This window comes from Noviherbaspirillum aridicola (genome assembly GCF_019656455.1).
GTDB classification, from domain to species: Bacteria; Pseudomonadota; Gammaproteobacteria; order Burkholderiales; family Burkholderiaceae_D; genus Noviherbaspirillum; species Noviherbaspirillum aridicola.
In genome coordinates this window covers 188065-205049 of record NZ_BPMK01000008.1, presented here as the reverse complement: position 1 = coordinate 205049, position 16985 = coordinate 188065, and the positions used below count along the sequence as shown (strand labels likewise).

General features: G+C 65.5%; 16 protein-coding genes. 9 read left to right on the top strand and 7 right to left on the bottom strand.

Annotated features, from left to right (window positions below):
• Nucleotides 1-90: 90 nt before the first annotated feature.
• The 7 genes from NCCP691_RS10805 to cobA are packed head-to-tail and all read left to right on the top strand — an operon-like array spanning nucleotide 91 to nucleotide 6799.
• The gene (locus NCCP691_RS10805) at nucleotides 91-864 is read left to right on the top strand and encodes a sulfite exporter TauE/SafE family protein (RefSeq protein WP_220808281.1); all 774 of its coding nucleotides are present in this window, start codon (nucleotides 91-93) and stop codon (nucleotides 862-864) included.
• A gap of 15 nt (nucleotides 865-879) precedes the next feature.
• The gene (locus NCCP691_RS10800) at nucleotides 880-2574 is read left to right on the top strand and encodes a nitrite/sulfite reductase (protein WP_220808280.1); all 1695 of its coding nucleotides are present in this window, start codon (nucleotides 880-882) and stop codon (nucleotides 2572-2574) included.
• A complete protein-coding gene (locus tag NCCP691_RS10795) occupies nucleotides 2567-3094 on the top strand; it encodes a DUF934 domain-containing protein (protein WP_220808279.1) in 528 nt (175 codons plus the stop codon). The genes NCCP691_RS10800 and NCCP691_RS10795 overlap by 8 nt, the downstream gene beginning before the upstream one ends.
• The gene (locus NCCP691_RS10790) at nucleotides 3091-3807 is read left to right on the top strand and encodes a phosphoadenylyl-sulfate reductase (protein ID WP_220808278.1); all 717 of its coding nucleotides are present in this window, start codon (nucleotides 3091-3093) and stop codon (nucleotides 3805-3807) included. The genes NCCP691_RS10795 and NCCP691_RS10790 overlap by 4 nt, the downstream gene beginning before the upstream one ends.
• Before the next feature lie 7 nt (nucleotides 3808-3814).
• Nucleotides 3815-4750 carry a sulfate adenylyltransferase subunit CysD gene (cysD, locus tag NCCP691_RS10785; protein WP_220808277.1) on the top strand — a complete coding sequence of 312 codons (936 nt, stop codon included), beginning with the start codon at nucleotides 3815-3817 and terminating at the stop codon, nucleotides 4748-4750.
• Nucleotides 4750-6072 (top strand): sulfate adenylyltransferase subunit 1, encoded by a 1323-nt coding sequence (locus tag NCCP691_RS10780; RefSeq protein WP_220808276.1) that lies wholly within the window; start codon nucleotides 4750-4752, stop codon nucleotides 6070-6072. Before cysD ends, NCCP691_RS10780 begins: the two co-directional genes overlap by 1 nt.
• Before the next feature lies 1 nt (nucleotide 6073).
• The gene (gene cobA, locus NCCP691_RS10775; protein ID WP_220808275.1) at nucleotides 6074-6799 is read left to right on the top strand and encodes a uroporphyrinogen-III C-methyltransferase; all 726 of its coding nucleotides are present in this window, start codon (nucleotides 6074-6076) and stop codon (nucleotides 6797-6799) included.
• 507 nt (nucleotides 6800-7306) lie between these two features.
• Here cobA and NCCP691_RS10770 read toward each other — a convergent pair.
• Genes NCCP691_RS10770 through lptF form a run of 3 tightly spaced genes read right to left on the bottom strand, consistent with a single transcriptional unit; the run spans nucleotide 7307 to nucleotide 9955 of the window.
• Entirely contained in the window at nucleotides 7307-7687 is a 381-nt protein-coding gene (locus NCCP691_RS10770; RefSeq protein WP_220808274.1) for a sirohydrochlorin chelatase, read from the bottom strand.
• Between the two features lie 10 nt (nucleotides 7688-7697).
• The gene (gene lptG / locus NCCP691_RS10765) at nucleotides 7698-8825 is read right to left on the bottom strand and encodes an LPS export ABC transporter permease LptG (RefSeq protein WP_220808273.1); all 1128 of its coding nucleotides are present in this window, start codon (nucleotides 8823-8825) and stop codon (nucleotides 7698-7700) included.
• A complete protein-coding gene (gene lptF, locus NCCP691_RS10760; RefSeq protein ID WP_220808272.1) occupies nucleotides 8822-9955 on the bottom strand; it encodes an LPS export ABC transporter permease LptF in 1134 nt (377 codons plus the stop codon). The genes lptG and lptF overlap by 4 nt, the downstream gene beginning before the upstream one ends.
• Nucleotides 9956-9996: 41 nt before the next feature.
• Here lptF and NCCP691_RS10755 point away from each other — a divergent pair, with 41 nt between their 5' ends.
• Nucleotides 9997-11511: a leucyl aminopeptidase gene (locus NCCP691_RS10755; RefSeq protein WP_220808271.1), complete on the top strand. Its 1515-nt coding sequence runs from the start codon at nucleotides 9997-9999 to the stop codon at nucleotides 11509-11511.
• Between the two features lie 64 nt (nucleotides 11512-11575).
• On the opposite strand, the gene NCCP691_RS10750 is transcribed toward NCCP691_RS10755, so the two are convergent.
• Both NCCP691_RS10750 and NCCP691_RS10745 read right to left on the bottom strand, forming a co-directional pair.
• Nucleotides 11576-11764, bottom strand: coding sequence for a hypothetical protein (locus NCCP691_RS10750; RefSeq protein WP_220808270.1), 189 nt, complete (start codon nucleotides 11762-11764; stop codon nucleotides 11576-11578).
• An 89-nt stretch (nucleotides 11765-11853) separates the two neighbouring features.
• Complete coding sequence (locus NCCP691_RS10745; RefSeq protein ID WP_220808269.1) at nucleotides 11854-12066, bottom strand: hypothetical protein; 213 nt, start codon at nucleotides 12064-12066, stop codon at nucleotides 11854-11856.
• Nucleotides 12067-12376: 310 nt separating this feature from the next.
• Between NCCP691_RS10745 and xth the strand changes: the two genes are divergently transcribed.
• Nucleotides 12377-13141 (top strand): exodeoxyribonuclease III, encoded by a 765-nt coding sequence (gene xth, locus NCCP691_RS10740; protein WP_220808268.1) that lies wholly within the window; start codon nucleotides 12377-12379, stop codon nucleotides 13139-13141.
• Nucleotides 13142-13707: 566 nt separating this feature from the next.
• Here xth and NCCP691_RS10735 read toward each other — a convergent pair.
• Together NCCP691_RS10735 and prpF are read right to left on the bottom strand one after the other, a co-directional pair.
• Nucleotides 13708-15594: a propionate--CoA ligase gene (locus NCCP691_RS10735; RefSeq protein ID WP_220808267.1), complete on the bottom strand. Its 1887-nt coding sequence runs from the start codon at nucleotides 15592-15594 to the stop codon at nucleotides 13708-13710.
• A gap of 162 nt (nucleotides 15595-15756) precedes the next feature.
• Nucleotides 15757-16947: a 2-methylaconitate cis-trans isomerase PrpF gene (prpF, locus tag NCCP691_RS10730; protein ID WP_220808266.1), complete on the bottom strand. Its 1191-nt coding sequence runs from the start codon at nucleotides 16945-16947 to the stop codon at nucleotides 15757-15759.
• Between the last annotated feature and the right edge of the window lie 38 nt (nucleotides 16948-16985).

Genomic DNA, 16985 nt, shown 5'->3' with positions numbered 1-16985 from the left:
TGCTTTTTGAGCATATAAGCAAATGAGTACTAAATAGTTTGGAATAAGGAATAAGTTTATTACGATTCATGCTCCTTTGCGTGGGGTGCCATGGATCTTCATTACGTAATCTCCGGTTTTGCGGTCGGCCTGCTGGTCGGTCTGACGGGCGTCGGCGGCGGCTCGCTGATGACGCCGCTGCTGACGCTGATGTTCGGCGTCTCGCCCACCGTGGCCGTCGGCACCGACCTCGCGTTCGCGGCCGCCACCAAGTCCGCCGGCACCCTCGCCCACCGCTTCCGCGGCACCGTGCGCTGGGACATCGTGCGCCATCTCTGCTACGGCGCGCTGCCGGCGGCGCTGTTCACCACGCTCGCGCTCAAGTCTTTCGGCGCGCTCGACCAGCAGATCGGCCAGGTCATCCGCTATTCCATCGCCGGCTCGGTGCTGCTGACCGTGGTGGCGCTGCTGTTCCGCTCGCGCATGCAGGCCTGGGTCATCGCCCACCCCGAAAAGCAGCTGCAGGGCACGGCGCTGGCGGTCACCACGGTCATCGTCGGCGCCCTGCTCGGCACACTGGTGACGATCTCCTCGATCGGCGCCGGCGCTGTCGGTGCGACAATCCTCGTCTTGCTGTATCCTCGCCTGTCCCCGGCCGAAATCGCCGGCACCGACATCGCCTACGCCGTGCCGCTCACCGCGATCGCGGCCGCCGGCCACTGGTATCTCGGTTCGATCAACTGGGAACTGCTCGTCACCCTGCTGCTGGGCTCGGTGCCCGGCATCACCATCGGCTCCCTCGCCGCCCGCGCCGTGCCCGAAAAAATTCTGCGCGGCCTGCTGGCGACCACGCTGACCGGCATTGCCGCCAAAATGGTTTTTTAAGATTGGAACAACAAGATGTATCGCTACGACCAATATGATCACCAGATCGTCAAGGAACGCGTCGCCCAGTACACCAGCCAGGTGGAGCGCCGCCTTTCGGGCGAACTGAGCGAGGATGAATTCCGGCCGCTGCGCCTGCAGAACGGCCTCTACTATCAGCGCCATGCCTACATGCTGCGCGTCGCCGTGCCCTACGGCCTGCTGTCGTCGAAGCAGGTGCGCATGTTCGCCCACATCGCGCGCGAACACGATCGCGGCTACGGCCACTTCACCACCCGCCAGAACATCCAGTTCAACTGGATCAAGCTGGAAGAAACGCCGGAAATCCTCGGCAAGCTGGCCTCGGTCGAAATGCATGCGATCCAGACTTCGGGCAACTGCGTGCGCAACACCACCTCCGATCCGTTCGCCGGCGTGGCCGAGGACGAGATCGTCGATCCGCGTCCCTACTGCGAAATCATCCGCCAGTGGAGCACCTTCCATCCGGAGTTCGCCTTCCTGCCGCGCAAGTTCAAGATCGCCGTCAACGGCGCGAAGGAAGACCGCGCCGCGATCATGGTGCATGACATCGGCCTGTCCATCGTGAAGAACGAGCAGGGCGAAGTCGGCTTCCGCGTGCTGGTCGGCGGCGGCATGGGCCGCACCCCGATCCTCGGCAGCGAAATCCGCGCCTTCCTGCCGTGGCAGCATCTGATGAGCTACATCGAAGCCATCCTGCGCGTGTACAACCAGTACGGCCGCCGCGACAACATGTACAAGGCCCGCATCAAGATCCTGGTCAAGGCGCTCGGCATCGAGGAATTCGCGCGCCAGGTGGAAGCCGAATGGCAGGACCTGAAGGACGGCCCCGCCACCCTGACCGAGGAAGAACTGGCCCGCGTCGCCGCCCACTTCACCGCGCCCGCCTACGAAACCCTGCCCGCGACCGACGCCGGCTTCGAGCAGACGCTGGCCGGCAACAAGGCTTTCGCCAACTGGGTCAGGCGCAATGTGCGCGGCCACAAGGTCCCCGGCTACAAGGCCGTGGTGCTGTCGCTGAAGAAGACCGGCGTACCGCCGGGCGACGCCACCGCCGAGCAGCTCGACTTCGTCGCCGACATCGCCGACCGCTACAGCTTCGGCGAAGTGCGCGTCACCCACGAACAGAACCTGGTGCTGGCCGACGTGCGCCTGTCCGACCTGGTGAAGCTGTGGGAAGAGATCAAGGCCCAGGGCCTGGCCACGCCGAACATCGGCCTGCTGACCGACATGATCTGCTGCCCGGGCGGCGACTTCTGCGCGCTGGCCAATGCCAAGTCGATCCCGATCGCCGGCGACATCGCCGAGCGTTTCGACAACCTCGACTTCCAGCACGACATCGGCGAACTCGAGCTGAACATCTCCGGCTGCATCAACTCCTGCGGTCACCACCATGTCGGCCACATCGGCATCCTCGGCGTCGACAAGGACGGCAGCGAGTGGTACCAGGTGTCGATCGGCGGCGCCCAGGGCAACGAGTCGAGCATCGGCAAGATCATCGGCCCCTCGTTCTCCGCGCACCAGATGCCGGAAGTGATCGACCGCATCCTGCAGGTCTACCTGCGCGAGCGCAACGAAGACGAGCGCTTCATCGACACCGCGCGCCGCATCGGTGTCACGCCATTCAAGGAATTCGTGTACGCCACCCCGATCAAGATTGTGCATCCCGCTGGAGAAGACGCCTATGCGTAACATCATCAAGAACAAGGCTGTCGTCGGCGACGACTGGACGGTACTGCGCCTGACCGAGGAACAGACCGCCGACAGTGTGGCCATCCCGGCGGGCAAGGTCATCGTGCCGCTCAAGGTCTGGCAGGCGCAGCGCGCCGCGCTCGAAGCCCGCGCCGCCGACAGGCAGCTCGGCGTCTGGCTCGCCAGCAGCGAGCGCCCCGAGGAGCTGAAGGACGAGCTCGGCCGCTTCCAGCTGATCGCGGTCGACTTCCCCAAGTTCATGGACGGACGCGGCTACTCGATCGCCTACAACCTGCGCGCCCGCCTCGGCTGGACCGGCGAACTGCGTGCCATCGGCGACGTGCTGCGCGACCAGCTGTTCTACATGCAGCGCGTCGGCTTCGATGCCTTCGCGGTGCGCGAGGACAAGAACATCCACGACGCGCTCAAGGGTCTGTCGGATTTCTCCGAGCCCTACCAGAACTCGTGGGACCTGAAGTCGCCGCTGTTCCGCCGGGTGCAGCGCGGAGCCGCGGCATGAGCGATTTCGACAAGCTCGTCGCGGACACCCAGGCCACGCTCGCGCGCGTGGCCGCAGAGTTCTCGCCGGCCGTCTTCGCCTCCAGCCTCGCGGCCGAGGACATGGTGCTGACCGACCTCATCCTGCGCGCGAAGCTGCCGATCGGGATCTTCACGCTCGAGACCGGGCGCCTGCACGAGGAAACCCTGGGCATGGTCGAGCGCATCCGCGAGACCTACGGCTACGAGGTGCGCCTGTACACGCCTGAGACGGCGGCGATCGACGCCTACGTGCGGCAGAACGGCCTGAACGCGTTCTACGACAGCGTCGAGATGCGCAAGGAATGCTGCCGCATCCGCAAGGTCGAGCCGCTCAACCGCGCGCTCGCCGGCAACAAGGCATGGATAACCGGCCAGCGCCGCGCCCAGTCGACCACCCGCGCCGAACTCGCGGTGCAGGAAGACGACGCCGCGCACGGCATGACCAAGTTCAATCCGCTGGCCGACTGGTCGGAAGAGGACGTGTGGCGCTACATCCGCGACAACAAGGTGCCCTACAACCCGCTGCATGACAAGGGTTATCCCTCGATCGGCTGCGAACCCTGCACCCGCGCGATCCAGCCGGGCGAGGATGTGCGCGCCGGACGCTGGTGGTGGGAGAACCCGGAATCCAAGGAATGCGGCTTGCACGTCGTCGACGGCAAGCTGGTCAGAATCAAGTCCGTACCTGCGTGAGAATTTTATGAATACCGCTGTCGAAAAACTTTTCCTGGACGCCGCCAGCAACCGGCACCTCGACTGGCTCGAATCCGAAGCCATCCACATCATGCGCGAGGTGGCCGCCGAGTGCACCAACCCCGCCCTGCTCTTCTCGGGCGGCAAGGACTCGGTGGTGCTGCTGCGGATCGCGGAAAAGGCTTTCCGCCCCGGCAAATTCCCGTTCCCGCTGGTGCATATCGATACCGGCCACAACTTCCCGGAAGTGATCGAATTCCGCGACCGCCGCGCGGCCGAACTCGGCGAGCGCCTGATCGTGCGCTCGGTCGAGGACTCAATCAAGCGCGGCACCGTGCGCCTGCGCAATCCGCAGACCGACTCCCGCAATGCGGCGCAGGCGGTGACGCTGCTGGAGACCATCGCCGAATTCCAGTTCGACGCCTGCATCGGCGGCGCCCGCCGCGACGAGGAAAAGGCGCGCGCCAAGGAGCGCATCTTTTCCTTCCGCGACGAATTCGGCCAGTGGAATCCCAAGGCCCAGCGTCCCGAACTCTGGGATCTGTACAACACCCGCGTTCATCCGGGCGAGAACATGCGCGTGTTCCCGATCTCGAACTGGACCGAACTCGACGTCTGGCAATACATCGCCCGCGAAAAGCTCGCGCTGCCGTCGATCTATTTCGCGCATGAGCGCCAGGTCATCCCGCGCAACGGCCTGCTGGTGCCGCTGACCGACCTGACCCCGGCACGCGAGGGCGAGACCGTCGAGACCCGCACCGTGCGCTTCCGCACCGTGGGCGACATCTCCTGCACCTGCCCGGTCGCCTCCGACGCCGCCGACGTCGACGCCATCCTGGCCGAGACCGCCGTCACCCAGATCACCGAGCGCGGGGCGACCCGCATGGATGACCAGACATCCGAAGCCTCGATGGAAAAACGCAAGAAGGAAGGATATTTCTGATGAACGCCGTGCTAGCCGAAAAAGAACTGTCGCAAGCTGCCGCCGAGCGCGGGTTGCTGCGCTTCATCACCGCCGGCTCGGTCGACGACGGCAAGAGTACCCTGATCGGCCGCCTGCTGTTCGACAGCAAGGGCATCTTCGCCGACCAGCTCGACGCCATCTCGCGCGCCAAGCACAAGCGCACCGTCGGCGACACCGTCGACCTGTCGCTGCTGACCGACGGCCTCGAAGCCGAGCGCGAACAGGGCATCACGATCGACGTCGCCTACCGCTACTTCGCCACGCCCAAGCGCAAGTTCATCATCGCCGACACCCCCGGCCATGAGCAGTACACCCGCAACATGGTGACCGGCGCCTCCACCGCCGACGCGGTGATCATCCTGGTCGACGTGTCCAAGGTGAAGCTGGGCGAGGACGGCAGCGTCGAACTGCTGACCCAGACCAAGCGCCATTCCACCATCGCCCATCTGCTGCGCATCGAGCATGTGATCGTCGCCGTCAACAAGATGGACCTGGTCAACTACGACCAGACCGTCTACGACCGAATCGTCGCCGCTTACCGCCAGTTCGCGCAGCAGCTCGGCCTGGCCGACGTGCACGCGATCCCGATGTCGGCGCTGGTCGGCGACAACGTCGTGGCCGCGGGCGAGCGCATGCCCTGGTACCAGGGTCCGACCCTGATCGAGCTGCTGGAAAGCCTGTCCGTCTATGACGACGCCCACGATCAGCCGCTGCGTTTTCCGGTGCAGCTGGTGGCCCGTCACAACGGCCACGAAGCCAACGATTTCCGCGGCTACATGGGCCGCGTCGAATCCGGCAAGGTCAGCCGCGGCGACAAGCTGGTGGTGCAGCCCGGCGGACAGACCGCCACCGTGAAGGACATTCTCACGCTCGACGGTTCGCTGGAAACGGCGCGCGCCGGCCAGTCGGTCACGCTGCTGCTGGAAGAGTATCTCGACATCTCGCGCGGCGACATGCTGGCCGCCGCCGAGCAACCGGCCACGCTGCAGAAGACCGTCAACGCAGACATCTGCTGGCTGTCGGAAGAGCCGCTCGATCCGCGCCGCAAGTACTGGCTCAAGCACACCACCCGCCAGGTACCGGCCAAGGTGACGAAGATCGACACCCTGCTCGACATCAACACCCAGGAACGTCGCACCGCCGAGGCGCTCAAGCTCAACGACATCGCCACCGTGTCGATCAACGTCGCGCAGCCGCTGGCCGCCGACGCCTATGCCCAGATCCGCGCCACCGGCGCGTTCATCCTGATCGACGAAGTCAGTCACCAGACGGTCGCGGCGGGCATGATCCGACTGGACTGAGATGGACTCGCAGACTCCCGCGACCGGCAAGGTCTACCTGCTCGGCGCGGGCCCCGGCGCCGCCGACCTGATCACGGTCCGCGGCGCCCGTCTTTTGGCGCAGGCGGATGTCGTGCTGCACGATGCGCTCGTCACCGACGAAGTGCTCGCGCTCTGCCCGCAGGCGGAGAAGATTTCCGTCGGCAAGCGCTCGGGCCAGCGTTCCACCGCGCAGGCGCTGATCAACCAGACCCTGATCGAGTGCGCGCGCAAGTACCGGATGGTGGTGCGGCTGAAGGGCGGCGACCCGATGATCTTCGGCCGTGCCGACGAAGAGTTGCGTGCGCTAGAAGCCGAAGGCATAGCCGTGGAAGTCGTCCCCGGCGTCACCACCGCGCTAGCAGCCGCCGCCTCCACCAGACAGCCGCTCACCCGCCGCGGCATCGCCCGCAGCATCGCGTTCTTCACCTCCAGCACCGCGCCGGATCATCCCGAGCAGACGACGCTGCCCGACTGCGACACCCTGATCCAGTACATGGGCGGACGGGAGGCCCGGGAGACCGCACACAAGCTTCTGGCCCAGGGCCGCCCGCCCTCGCTGCCGGTCATCGCCGTCGAAAACTGCAGCCGGCCGGCTGAGCGCGTGATTCGGATGACGCTCGCCGAGCTTGAACAGGGCCTGGCCGACTGCAAGGGGCCGGTGCTGGTGATGATCGGTGAAGCGATGGCGAGCCGGCAGCCCGGGTAACTCGGTCGCTTCTCACGCCGATTCGCCCCTTCTCACGCCGATCCGGCCTTCGCCCGATCCTTCCCGTCTTACGCCGATCCGCCCTTCTCACGCCGATCAGTAGGGCCGGCGTCCCTGCCGGCCAACGGGCGGCAGTCCGGAGAACGATTGATACGCGGCAGCCCGCGCCATCCGCCGCAGGTCTTGCGACCTCCGCAAGGCCGGCACGGAGGCCGGCCCTACTCACGCCGGGACGGTCGTGCCACCGTCGCTGCCTGGCCAGATCAAGGGTTACCGGGAGAGTGGTTGATACGCAGCTTGGAGCGCACGATGCAGCCCATGCGCCCCCGGTGAGTCCGGCACGTAGACAAGTCCCATACACCCCGACAGTAGGGCCGGCGTCCCTGCCGGCCCAAACCACCTACGTCCGGAGAAAGGTGAATACCCGGATCGCCCCCCGTCTAAGGTCGTCGAAGCCCCAATGCACCGGCACGGACGCCGGCCCCACCCAAGCCAGGCCGGTAACCGCTACCCGGCCGACTCGGTCATCCGGACGCAGTACCCGGCAATCGCCTTCAACACGGTCTCGTCTTCGCCGACCGCGGGCGCGACCCGAAAACCAAGCCCGGGATACTCGGTGCGCAGCTGCTCCACCATGAGCGGCAGATCGCGCAGCACATGTCCTCCCTGCCCGAAAAACACCGGGACCACCGACACGCCGGTGCAGCCGTTCGCCGCCAGCGAGGCCACGAGTTCTGGCAGGCGCGGCTCCATGAGTTCCAGAAAGGCCAGCTCGACCCTGACCTCCGGCATCTGCGCCTGCGTGATCGCCTGCAGACGCCGAAACGGCTCGGCCCAGCGGGGATCGCGGGCGCCGTGGGCGAACAGTACGAGTGCATTCATGCTCATGCGAACCCTCCTAGTGTTTCTGCACCCATGCCAGCGCGCCCATGGCGACCAGCAGGAAGAGCACGCTCGGCAGCAGCGCGGTGGCGACCGGCGGCCAGGTGTTGAGCAGGCCGATATGCGAGAACAGGCTGTTGATCAGCTGGAAGCTCACGCCGATCATCACGCCGATGAAAATCTTCAGGCTGACACCGCCGGAACGGAAGTGCAGATAGGCGAACGGCAGCGCCAGCGCCATCATCACCATCACCGCCAGCGGATAGAACAGCTTTTTCCAGAACGCGATCTCGTAGCGTTCGGCGTTCTGGCTGTTGTCCTCGAGATGGCGGGTGTAAGTGGCCAGGCTGAGCGCCGACATGCGCTCCGGGTCCACCACCAGCACCGACAGGATCTCGGGCGTGATTTCGGACACCACGTCGTACGTCGCGTGCTTGCGCGAACTCACCACCTCCGCAAGGTCCGAACCCTTGGGCGCAAAGCTGGTTTCCGCCACATCGACGAAACGCCAGACATTGTTGCCCCGGTAGTCGGCGTGTCCTGCGGTGATGACGGCACGCAGCTGCATGTCGCGGTCGAATTCATAGACCTTCAGCCGGCGCAGCTGCCCGTCGGGCGTCACATTGCCCACGTTCAGAAAGCGCGAGCCGATGTTCTCTCCGGTCATGCCTTCGCTGCGGATCACGTCCTTGGTCCAGAGACCGGAGCGGAACTCGCGGGAGATGGAGGACTCCTGCGCCGCCAGCCGGAATTTCTCCGCGTATTCGCTGCTGGCCGGGGCGATGAACTCGCCGAACAGAAAGGTCACCAGCACCAGCACGATGCCGACCCTGGCGAGCATCCAGCCGGCCATGCCGGTGGAGAGGCCCGAGGCGCGCATGATGGTGAATTCGGAGCGGGCGGCCAGCTGCGCCAGCGTGTAGATGGTGCCGATCAGCGCCGCGATCGGCATCAGGTCGTAGACATAGGCCGGCAGGTTCATCGCCACGTACAGGAAGGCGTGCTGCAGCTCGTAGCTGCCGCGGCCGACGCGGGGCAGTTCGGCGATCAGGTCGAAGAACGCGAACAGCGACAGGAAGGCGACCAGCGCGAAGACGGTGGAGGTCAGGATCTCCGCCGCGACATAACGGTGCAGGACTTTCATTGCGGGGCCGCCTTGCGGAAGATGAAGGCACGCTTGAACGCGCCCCACATGGCCGCCGGATGCCAGGGGCTGTTGACCCCAAGGCGCCACGCGAACAGCCCGACGGTGAGCAGCAGCACGGCGAGATGCAGCGGCCACCAGCCGGCCTCGAAGGACAGGCGCTGCTTCTGCACCGCGGTCTGGAAGACGCTCACCATGTTGCTGTAGATGATGAACATGAGCAGCGCGACCAGCAGGTTGGCGGAGCGTCCGCCGCGCGGGTTGACGAAGCCGAGCGGAATGGCGAGCAGCATCAGCAGCAATCCCATGATGGGCAGCGACAGCCGCCAGAGCAGTTCTGCACGGTTATAGCGGTTCATGTCGGCCAGCAGCGCCGGGGTCGGCAGCGCGCGCGCCGACAGGTCGCCGACGACGGACGGCGATTGCTGCGCCACCAGCACGCCGTAGCGCTGGAACTCGGTCAGCCGGAGGTCGTCGCCGCCGGTCACGTTGTCGTAACGGCGTCCCTGGTCCAGGATCAGGAACTTGTCGCCGCGCTCGTCGACCGTCACCGTGCCTTCCCTGGCCACCACCAGGCTGTCCTTCCCGTCGCGCACGGTGTTGACGAAGACATTGCGCACTTTGGTGGCGTCGCCGGTCGTGCCCTCGACGAAGAACACCCGGTCCGAGGACGAGGACTCCTGGAACTTGCCGGGAGAGATGCGCGCGATGTCCTCGCGCTTTTCATAGCGTTCGCGGAATTCGGCGCTCTGCTGGTTCGACCACGGGGTGACGACGAAGCTGAGCAGCGCGATCACCGCCACGATCGGCAGCGCGAACAGCAGCACCGGCCTGATCCAGCGCGACAGGCTGAGTCCGGAGGCGAACCACACCACCATTTCGGAGTCCTGATAGCTGCGGGTGACCGCGACCAGCACGGAAATGAAACCGGTGAGGATCAGGATGATCGGCAGGTATTTGAGGGCTGCGAATCCGATCAGTGCGATCACGTCCTGCGACGAGACCTTGCCCCCGGCGGCCTGGCCGAGGATCTTGATCAGCATGACGGTAATCGTGATGGTAAACAGCGTGGTGAAGACGGCGCCAGCGGTGCTGACAAGTTCGCGTCGGAGAGCGCGCTGAAAGATCATTGAATGAAAGACTATAATTGCGTCTCGAGAAGGAGCGACCCATGGACTTTAGCATAAAACCTATTGACGCAAAAACCGGCCTGGCCGGGGTAAAGACGGGCTGTATCGCTGTTGGTGTATTTGAAGACAAGAAACTCTCCCGCACCGCGCAAGCACTTGACGCCAAAGGGGAAATCACCGCTGCCGTGAAGTCGGGCGATATCAGCGGCAAGCCGGGTTCCACCCTGCTGCTGCGGGGGATCGAGGGCGTCGCCGCCGAGCGCGTGCTGCTGGTCGGCCTGGGCAAGCAGGACGGCGTCACCGACAAGAACTTCCAGAGCGCCCTGCAGGCGGTCGCCAAATCCTTCTCGGGCATCGGCGCGACCGATGGCGCGCTGGCGCTGCCGCTCGACCTGGTCGCCGGGCGGGACGCCGCCTGGGCCATCCGCGGCGCGGTGCTGGCGGCGCGCGATGCCGGCTACCGCTACGACGAGACCAAGAGCAAGAAGGAAGCCGAGCCGACCGGCGTGCGCAAGATGACGGTGCTGGTGCCGGCCGAAGACCTGGCGCTCGCCAAATCCGCCGCCGCCCAGGGCCAGGCCCTCGCCAACGGCGTCGAACTGACCAAGACCCTCGGCAACCTGCCGCCCAACATCTGCACCCCGACCTATCTCGCCGACACCGCGAAGAAGCTGGCCGGCGAGTTCGGCTTCAATGTCGAGATCCTCGACCGCAAGCAGCTCGAAGCGCTCAAGATGGGCAGCTTCCTGTCCGTGACCAAGGGCAGCGACGAGCCGCCCAAGTTCATCGTCCTCAAGCATATGGGCGGCAAGCAGAAGGATGCGCCGGTGGTCCTGGTCGGCAAGGGCATCACCTTCGATACCGGGGGCATTTCCCTGAAGCCCGGCGCCAACATGGACGAGATGAAGTACGACATGTGCGGCGCGGCGTCGGTCCTCGGCACCTTCCGCGCGATCGGTGAAATGGCGCTCAGGCTCAATGTGATCGGCGTCATTCCCGCCTGCGAAAACATGCCCTCGGGCCGCGCATCCAAGCCTGGCGACATCGTGACATCGATGTCCGGCCAGACCATCGAGATCCTGAACACCGATGCCGAAGGCCGCCTGATCCTGTGCGACGCGCTGACGTATGTCGAGCGCTTCAAGCCGGCGGCGGTGGTGGACATCGCGACGCTCACCGGCGCCTGCGTCACCGCGCTCGGCCACCACAACACCGGCCTGTTCACCCGCCACGACGATGCGCACGATGCGCTCGCCGCGGAACTGCTCGCGGCAGGCAAGGCGACCGGCGATACCGCCTGGCGCATGCCCATCGAGGACGCCTACCAGGAGCAGCTCAAGTCCAACTTCGCCGACATGGCCAACATCGGCGGCCCGCCCGGCGGCAGCATCACCGCCGCCTGCTTCCTCGAGCGCTACACCAGGAAGTACACCTGGGCGCACCTGGACATCGCCGGTACCGCCTGGAAGAGCGGCGCGGCCAAGGGCGCGACCGGTCGTCCGGTGCCGTTGCTGACCACCTTCCTGATCAATCGCGCCAACGGCAAGAAGTCCTGATCAGCGGCGTCCGCAAGACCCGTCCTGACCAATGGCCCGCGTGCTCCGCACCCGGGCCATTGCTTCATATGTATCCAAGCCGGCTCAGCATCGGCAGTCCGAAGATGCCGAACATCGCCACGGCGATCGCGAAAAAAAATGGTAGCTTTTTGGTGCTCGCCGCCGTCGTGACCAGCCCGACCTTGTGCAGGGCGACCGACAGCAGCACGACCGCCGCCCCGATCGCCACCAGCAGAATCTGATGCATCGTCATGGACTCCTCCATTTGATTCAGCCCAACCGAACAGCGTCACCGCGGAGTGCCAGCCCCCGGGCCCGGCACTCCGCGTCCGCGGTTACGGATTAAAAGTCGAAGGCGGCCCCTTCGATGAACCCATCTCCGATCGCGACACCGCCGAAGTAGGAAATTCCGGCCGCGGCCGCTGCGCCGAAGGCGCCGACGGGTGTGGCGGCGATGGCGACGCCGAGGCCGAGCGCGCCGAATCCGACACCCACCTGCTCCCAATTGACGCCGCCGCTGACGGCCTTCACTTCTTCGGGACTGAGTACCTGCATAGTTTCTCCTGTTTGCGTGACATTGACGATATTCCCCGTTGCCTGCGGCCCCAACCCGCTGAGGCAGGCGGGACACGCGAGGATTTCGGGAAGGCGTGCATTGCAATGCATGGCCATTGTTCACCGTTTTCATGCGCTTCGAACAGATGCAGAAATGCATATATACAGCGGGAAACCAGGCTGCTAGCATGAAGCGCCGCCAGTCCCGGCGCAGTGCCGGCATCACAGTCGATCGAGCGCTGCGGTAAGATGCGGGCACGCTGAAACGCCGCCGCGCCGGCCGCACATCCCGAACAAGAGGACCGCATCGATGAAACTCGCCACCTGGAACGTCAACTCCCTCAAAGTCCGCCTGCCCCAGGTGCTGCAATGGCTGTCGGAGAATCCGGTCGACGTGCTCTGCCTGCAGGAGACCAAGCTCACCGACGACAAATTCCCGCAGGCGGAGATCGAGGCCGCCGGTTACCAGGTGGCATACACCGGACAAAAGACCTACAACGGCGTCGCCATCCTGTCGCGTCTGCCGATGACGGACGTGGTCAGGAACAATCCCCGCTTCCAGGACGAGCAGCAGCGCATCATCGCCGCCACCATCGACGGCATGCGCATCGTCTGTGCCTATATACCGAACGGGCAGGCGGTCGGCACCGACAAATACCTGTACAAGCTGCGCTGGCTGGATGCGCTGCATGAGTGGCTGGCCGAGGAACTGCAGGCCTACCCGCAGCTCGCCCTGCTCGGCGACTATAACATCGCGCCCGACGAACGCGACGTGCACGACCCCAAGGCCTGGGAAGGGCAAGTGTTGTTTTCGGAGCCGGAGCGGTCGCAATTCCAGCGCCTGCAGGCACTCGGCCTGAAGGACGCGTTCCGGCTGTTCGAGCAGCCCGAGAAAACATTCAGCTGGTGGGATTACCGGATGATGGCCTTCCGCCGCAACATGGGCCTGCGCATCGACCATATCCTGCTCTCGCCACCGCTGGCCGCGCGCTGCACTGCCTGCATAGTGGACAGAGCGCCCCGCAAGTGGGAGCAGCCGTCCGATCATGCGCCGGTGGTGGCGACGCTGGAGTGAGCGCGGCGGTGTCGAGGCAGTCCGGATTGCTACGCTTTGCGTAACGATAGGGCATCGACGTCGCGGCCGGTGGCGTTGCCTTCCTGCGGTCGAGCGGCCTGCTGTCGGTTGTGCGGCCTCCGCTGGACCGGCACGGAGGCCGGCCCTACTCAGACTCGGTGGGGCCGGCGTCCCTGCCGGCCCAGACCACGTGCGTCCGGAGAGGGCTTGATGCACGGCTCGCGCCACCCGACGAAGGTTGTGCGGCCTCCGCTGGGCCGGCACGGAGGCCGGCCCTACTCAGACTCGGTAGGGCCGGCGTCCCTGCCGGCCCAAACCACGTGCGTCCGGAGAGGGCTTGATCCGCGGCTCGCGGCGCGCGCCACCCGACGAAGGTCGTGCCAGCTCCGCTGGTCCGGGACGGAGGCCGGACCTGCTCACGCCGAGCCGGTGGGGCCGGCGTCCCTGCCGGCCCGGACCACGTGCGTGCGGAGAGCGGTTGATCCGCGGATCGCGACCCGGCGAAGGCGTGTCACCTCCACCCGGCCAGCACGAAAACGCGCCATGCTTCACCCTTCACGCAGTGCTTACTCCGCCAGCGCCGCCTTCACCTGCTGCAGCGAAGCCGGATCTTCGATCGTGGTGAGGTCGCCCGGATCGCGTCCCTCGCACAGCGCCTGGATGGAGCGGCGCAGCAGCTTGCCCGACCGGGTCTTCGGCAGCAGTCCGACGAAGTGCACCCGCGACGGCCGCGCGACGGCGCCGAGCTGACGGTCGACGACGGCCATGATCTCCGCCTCCAGCGCCTTGCGTCCCTCGGGCGTCGAGGCCGGCTCGGCGTTTTTCGGGATCACGAAAGCGACCGCGACCTGGCCCTTGAGCTTGTCTTCCACGCCCACCACCGCGACCTCGGAGACGTTCGGGTGGCTGGAAATGCTTTCCTCGATCTCGCGCGTGCCGAGGCGGTGGCCGGCAACGTTGATGACGTCGTCGGTGCGGCCGAGGATGAAGTAGTAACCATCCTCGTCGCGTATGCCCCAGTCGAAGGTCGAATACACCTGCTGCCGGAAGTTGGACCAGTAAGTCTTGACGAAGCGTTCGTCGTCGCCGTACACGGTCTGCATGCAGCCGGGCGGCAGCGGACCGTCGATCACCACCACACCCTTTTCATTGGCGCCGCATTCCTCGCCGGTGGCCTCGTTCAGCAGGCGCACCTTGTAGCCGTACATCGGCACGCCGGGACTGCCGAGCCGGGTCGCCTTTTCCTGCACGCCGCAGGCGATCGACAGGATCGGCCAGCCGGTCTCGGTCTGCCAGTAATTGTCGATGATCGGCACGCCGAGCTCGGACGAAATCCACTGCGAGGTCGTCTCGTCCAGCGGCTCGCCGGCTAGATAGAGCGCCTTGAGCGAGGACAGGTCGTATTTCTTCATGAACTCCGGCGGCTGCTTCTTCAGCACGCGCACCGCGGTCGGCGCCGAGAACATGCGCGTGACCTTGTACTTCTCGACGATGCTCCACCAGATGCCGGCATCGGGACGAATCGGCAGTCCCTCGTACATGACGGTGGCCATGCCGGCGATCAGCGGACCATAGACGATATAGGAATGACCGACCACCCAGCCGATGTCGGAGGTGGAGAAATAGGTTTCGCCCGCCTTGCCGCAAAAGATGTAATCCATCGAGGCCGCCAGGGCCACGGCATAGCCGCCGACGTCGCGCTGCACGCCCTTGGGCTTGCCGGTGGTGCCGGAGGTATAGAGGATGTAGGAGGTGTCGTTGGACTCCAGCCAGGTCACGGGCACCTGCGCATGCATGTGCTGTTCGCGCAGCGTCTCGTAGTCGACATCGCGTCCTTCGACCGTGGCGATCGGCGCCAGGGCCCGGTTGACCAGCAGCACGTGACGCGGCTTGTGCGAGGACAGGCCGATGGCTTCGTCCAGCAGGGGCTTGTAGGGAATCGCCTTGCCCGCGCGCGAGCCGGCATCGGCCGACACGATCAGCACCGGCTTCGCATCGTCGATGCGGGTGGCGAGGCTGTTGGCCGCGAAGCCGCCGAAGACGACCGAGTGGATGGCACCGATGCGCGCGCAGGCGAGCATCGCGAACGCCGCCTCGGGAATCATCGGCATGTAGATCAGCACGCGGTCGCCCTTGCGAACGCCGAGCGACTGCATCATCGCCGCTGCGCGCATGACTTCCTGCTTCAGCTCGCTGTAGCTGTAGACCTTCTCGGTATTGGTCTCGGTCGAGATGCCGATCAGCGCCGGCTTGTCGCCCTGGCTCTCGGCCCAGCGGTCGACCGCGTTGTAGCAGAGATTGGTGGTGCCGCCGACGAACCATTTCGCGAAAGGCGGACGCGAATGATCGAGCACCGTTTCGAACGGCTTCTCCCAGTGGATGCGCCGCGCTTCATTCGCCCAGAAAAGCTCGGGCTGTTCAACCGATTGCCTGTAGAAATCCTGGTAGTTCATGCTGTCTCCTGTTCGTCCCGCGCCGCGGCGCACTGTTCTGATTTCAGTATTGTTTTCGCGGCTTACTCTGCACTTACGCGATGCCGCGCATCGATAAAAAAACGCAGCGGATTTTCATGCGCGCTGCGTTTTTCTTATTCCCGGTCAAGCCTTCAGAAAATCTCAGAAGGTATCGCCGGGCACGCGCACCCAGCCTTCCATCAGCACGCGCGCGCTGCGGCTCATGATGGCCTTGGTCACGCTCCAGTCGCCGTTGACGCGCGTGGCTTCCGCGCCGACGCGCAGCGTGCCGGACGGGTGGCCGAAACGCACCGCGGTGCGCTCGCCGCCGCCCGCGGCAAGATTGACCAGCGTGCCGGGAATCGCCGCCGCCGTGCCGATGGCCACCGCGGCGGTGCCCATCATCGCGTGATGCAGCTTGCCCATGGACAGCGCGCGCACCAGCAGGTCGATGTCGTCCGCCTTCACCTGCTTGCCGCTGGAGGCGACGTAGTCGGCGGGCGGCGCGACGAACGCGATCTTCGGCGTGTGCTGGCGCTTCGCCGCTTCGTCGATGTCCTTGATCAGGCCCATGCGCAGCGCGCCGAACGCGCGAATGGTCTCGAACATCGCGAGCGCCTTCGCATCGCCGTTGATCGCTTCCTGCAACTCGGTGCCGGTATAGCCGATCGCGTCGGCGTTGACGAAGATGGTCGGAATGCCGGCGTTGATCATGGTCGCCTTGAGCGTGCCGACGCCCGGCACTTCGAGGTCGTCGACCAGATTCCCGGTCGGGAACATCGCGCCGCCCGCGCCCTCTTCTTCCGCCGCCGGGTCCATGAATTCCAGCTGCACTTCGGCCGCCGGGAAGGTCACGCCGTCGAGTTCGAAGTCGCCGGTTTCCTGCACCTGGCCATGGGTGACCGGCACATGGGCGATGATGGTCTTGCCGATATTGGCCTGCCAGATGCGCACGGTCGCGGTGCCGTTCTGCGGGATGCGCGCGGCATCGATCAGGCCGTTGCTGAGGGCGAACGGCCCGACCGCCGACGACAGGTTGCCGCAGTTGCCGCTCCAGTCGACGAAGGCCTTGTCGATCGATACCTGTCCGAACAGGTAATCGACGTCGTGGTCCGGCCGCGTGCTGCGCGCCACGATCACCGTCTTGCTGGTGCTGGAGGTCGCGCCGCCCATGCCGTCGATCTGCTTGCCGTAGGGGTCGGGACTGCCGATGACGCGCATCAGCAGCGCGTCGCGCGCGGCGCCGGGCACCTGTGCCGCTTCCGGCAGGTCCTGCAGGCGGAAGAACACGCCCTTGCTGGTGCCGCCGCGCATGTAGGTGGCGGGAATCTTGATCTGGGGTTGATGAGCCATGTTGTAATCCTGTGAGCGCCGGGCGTCCGCTTTGAACG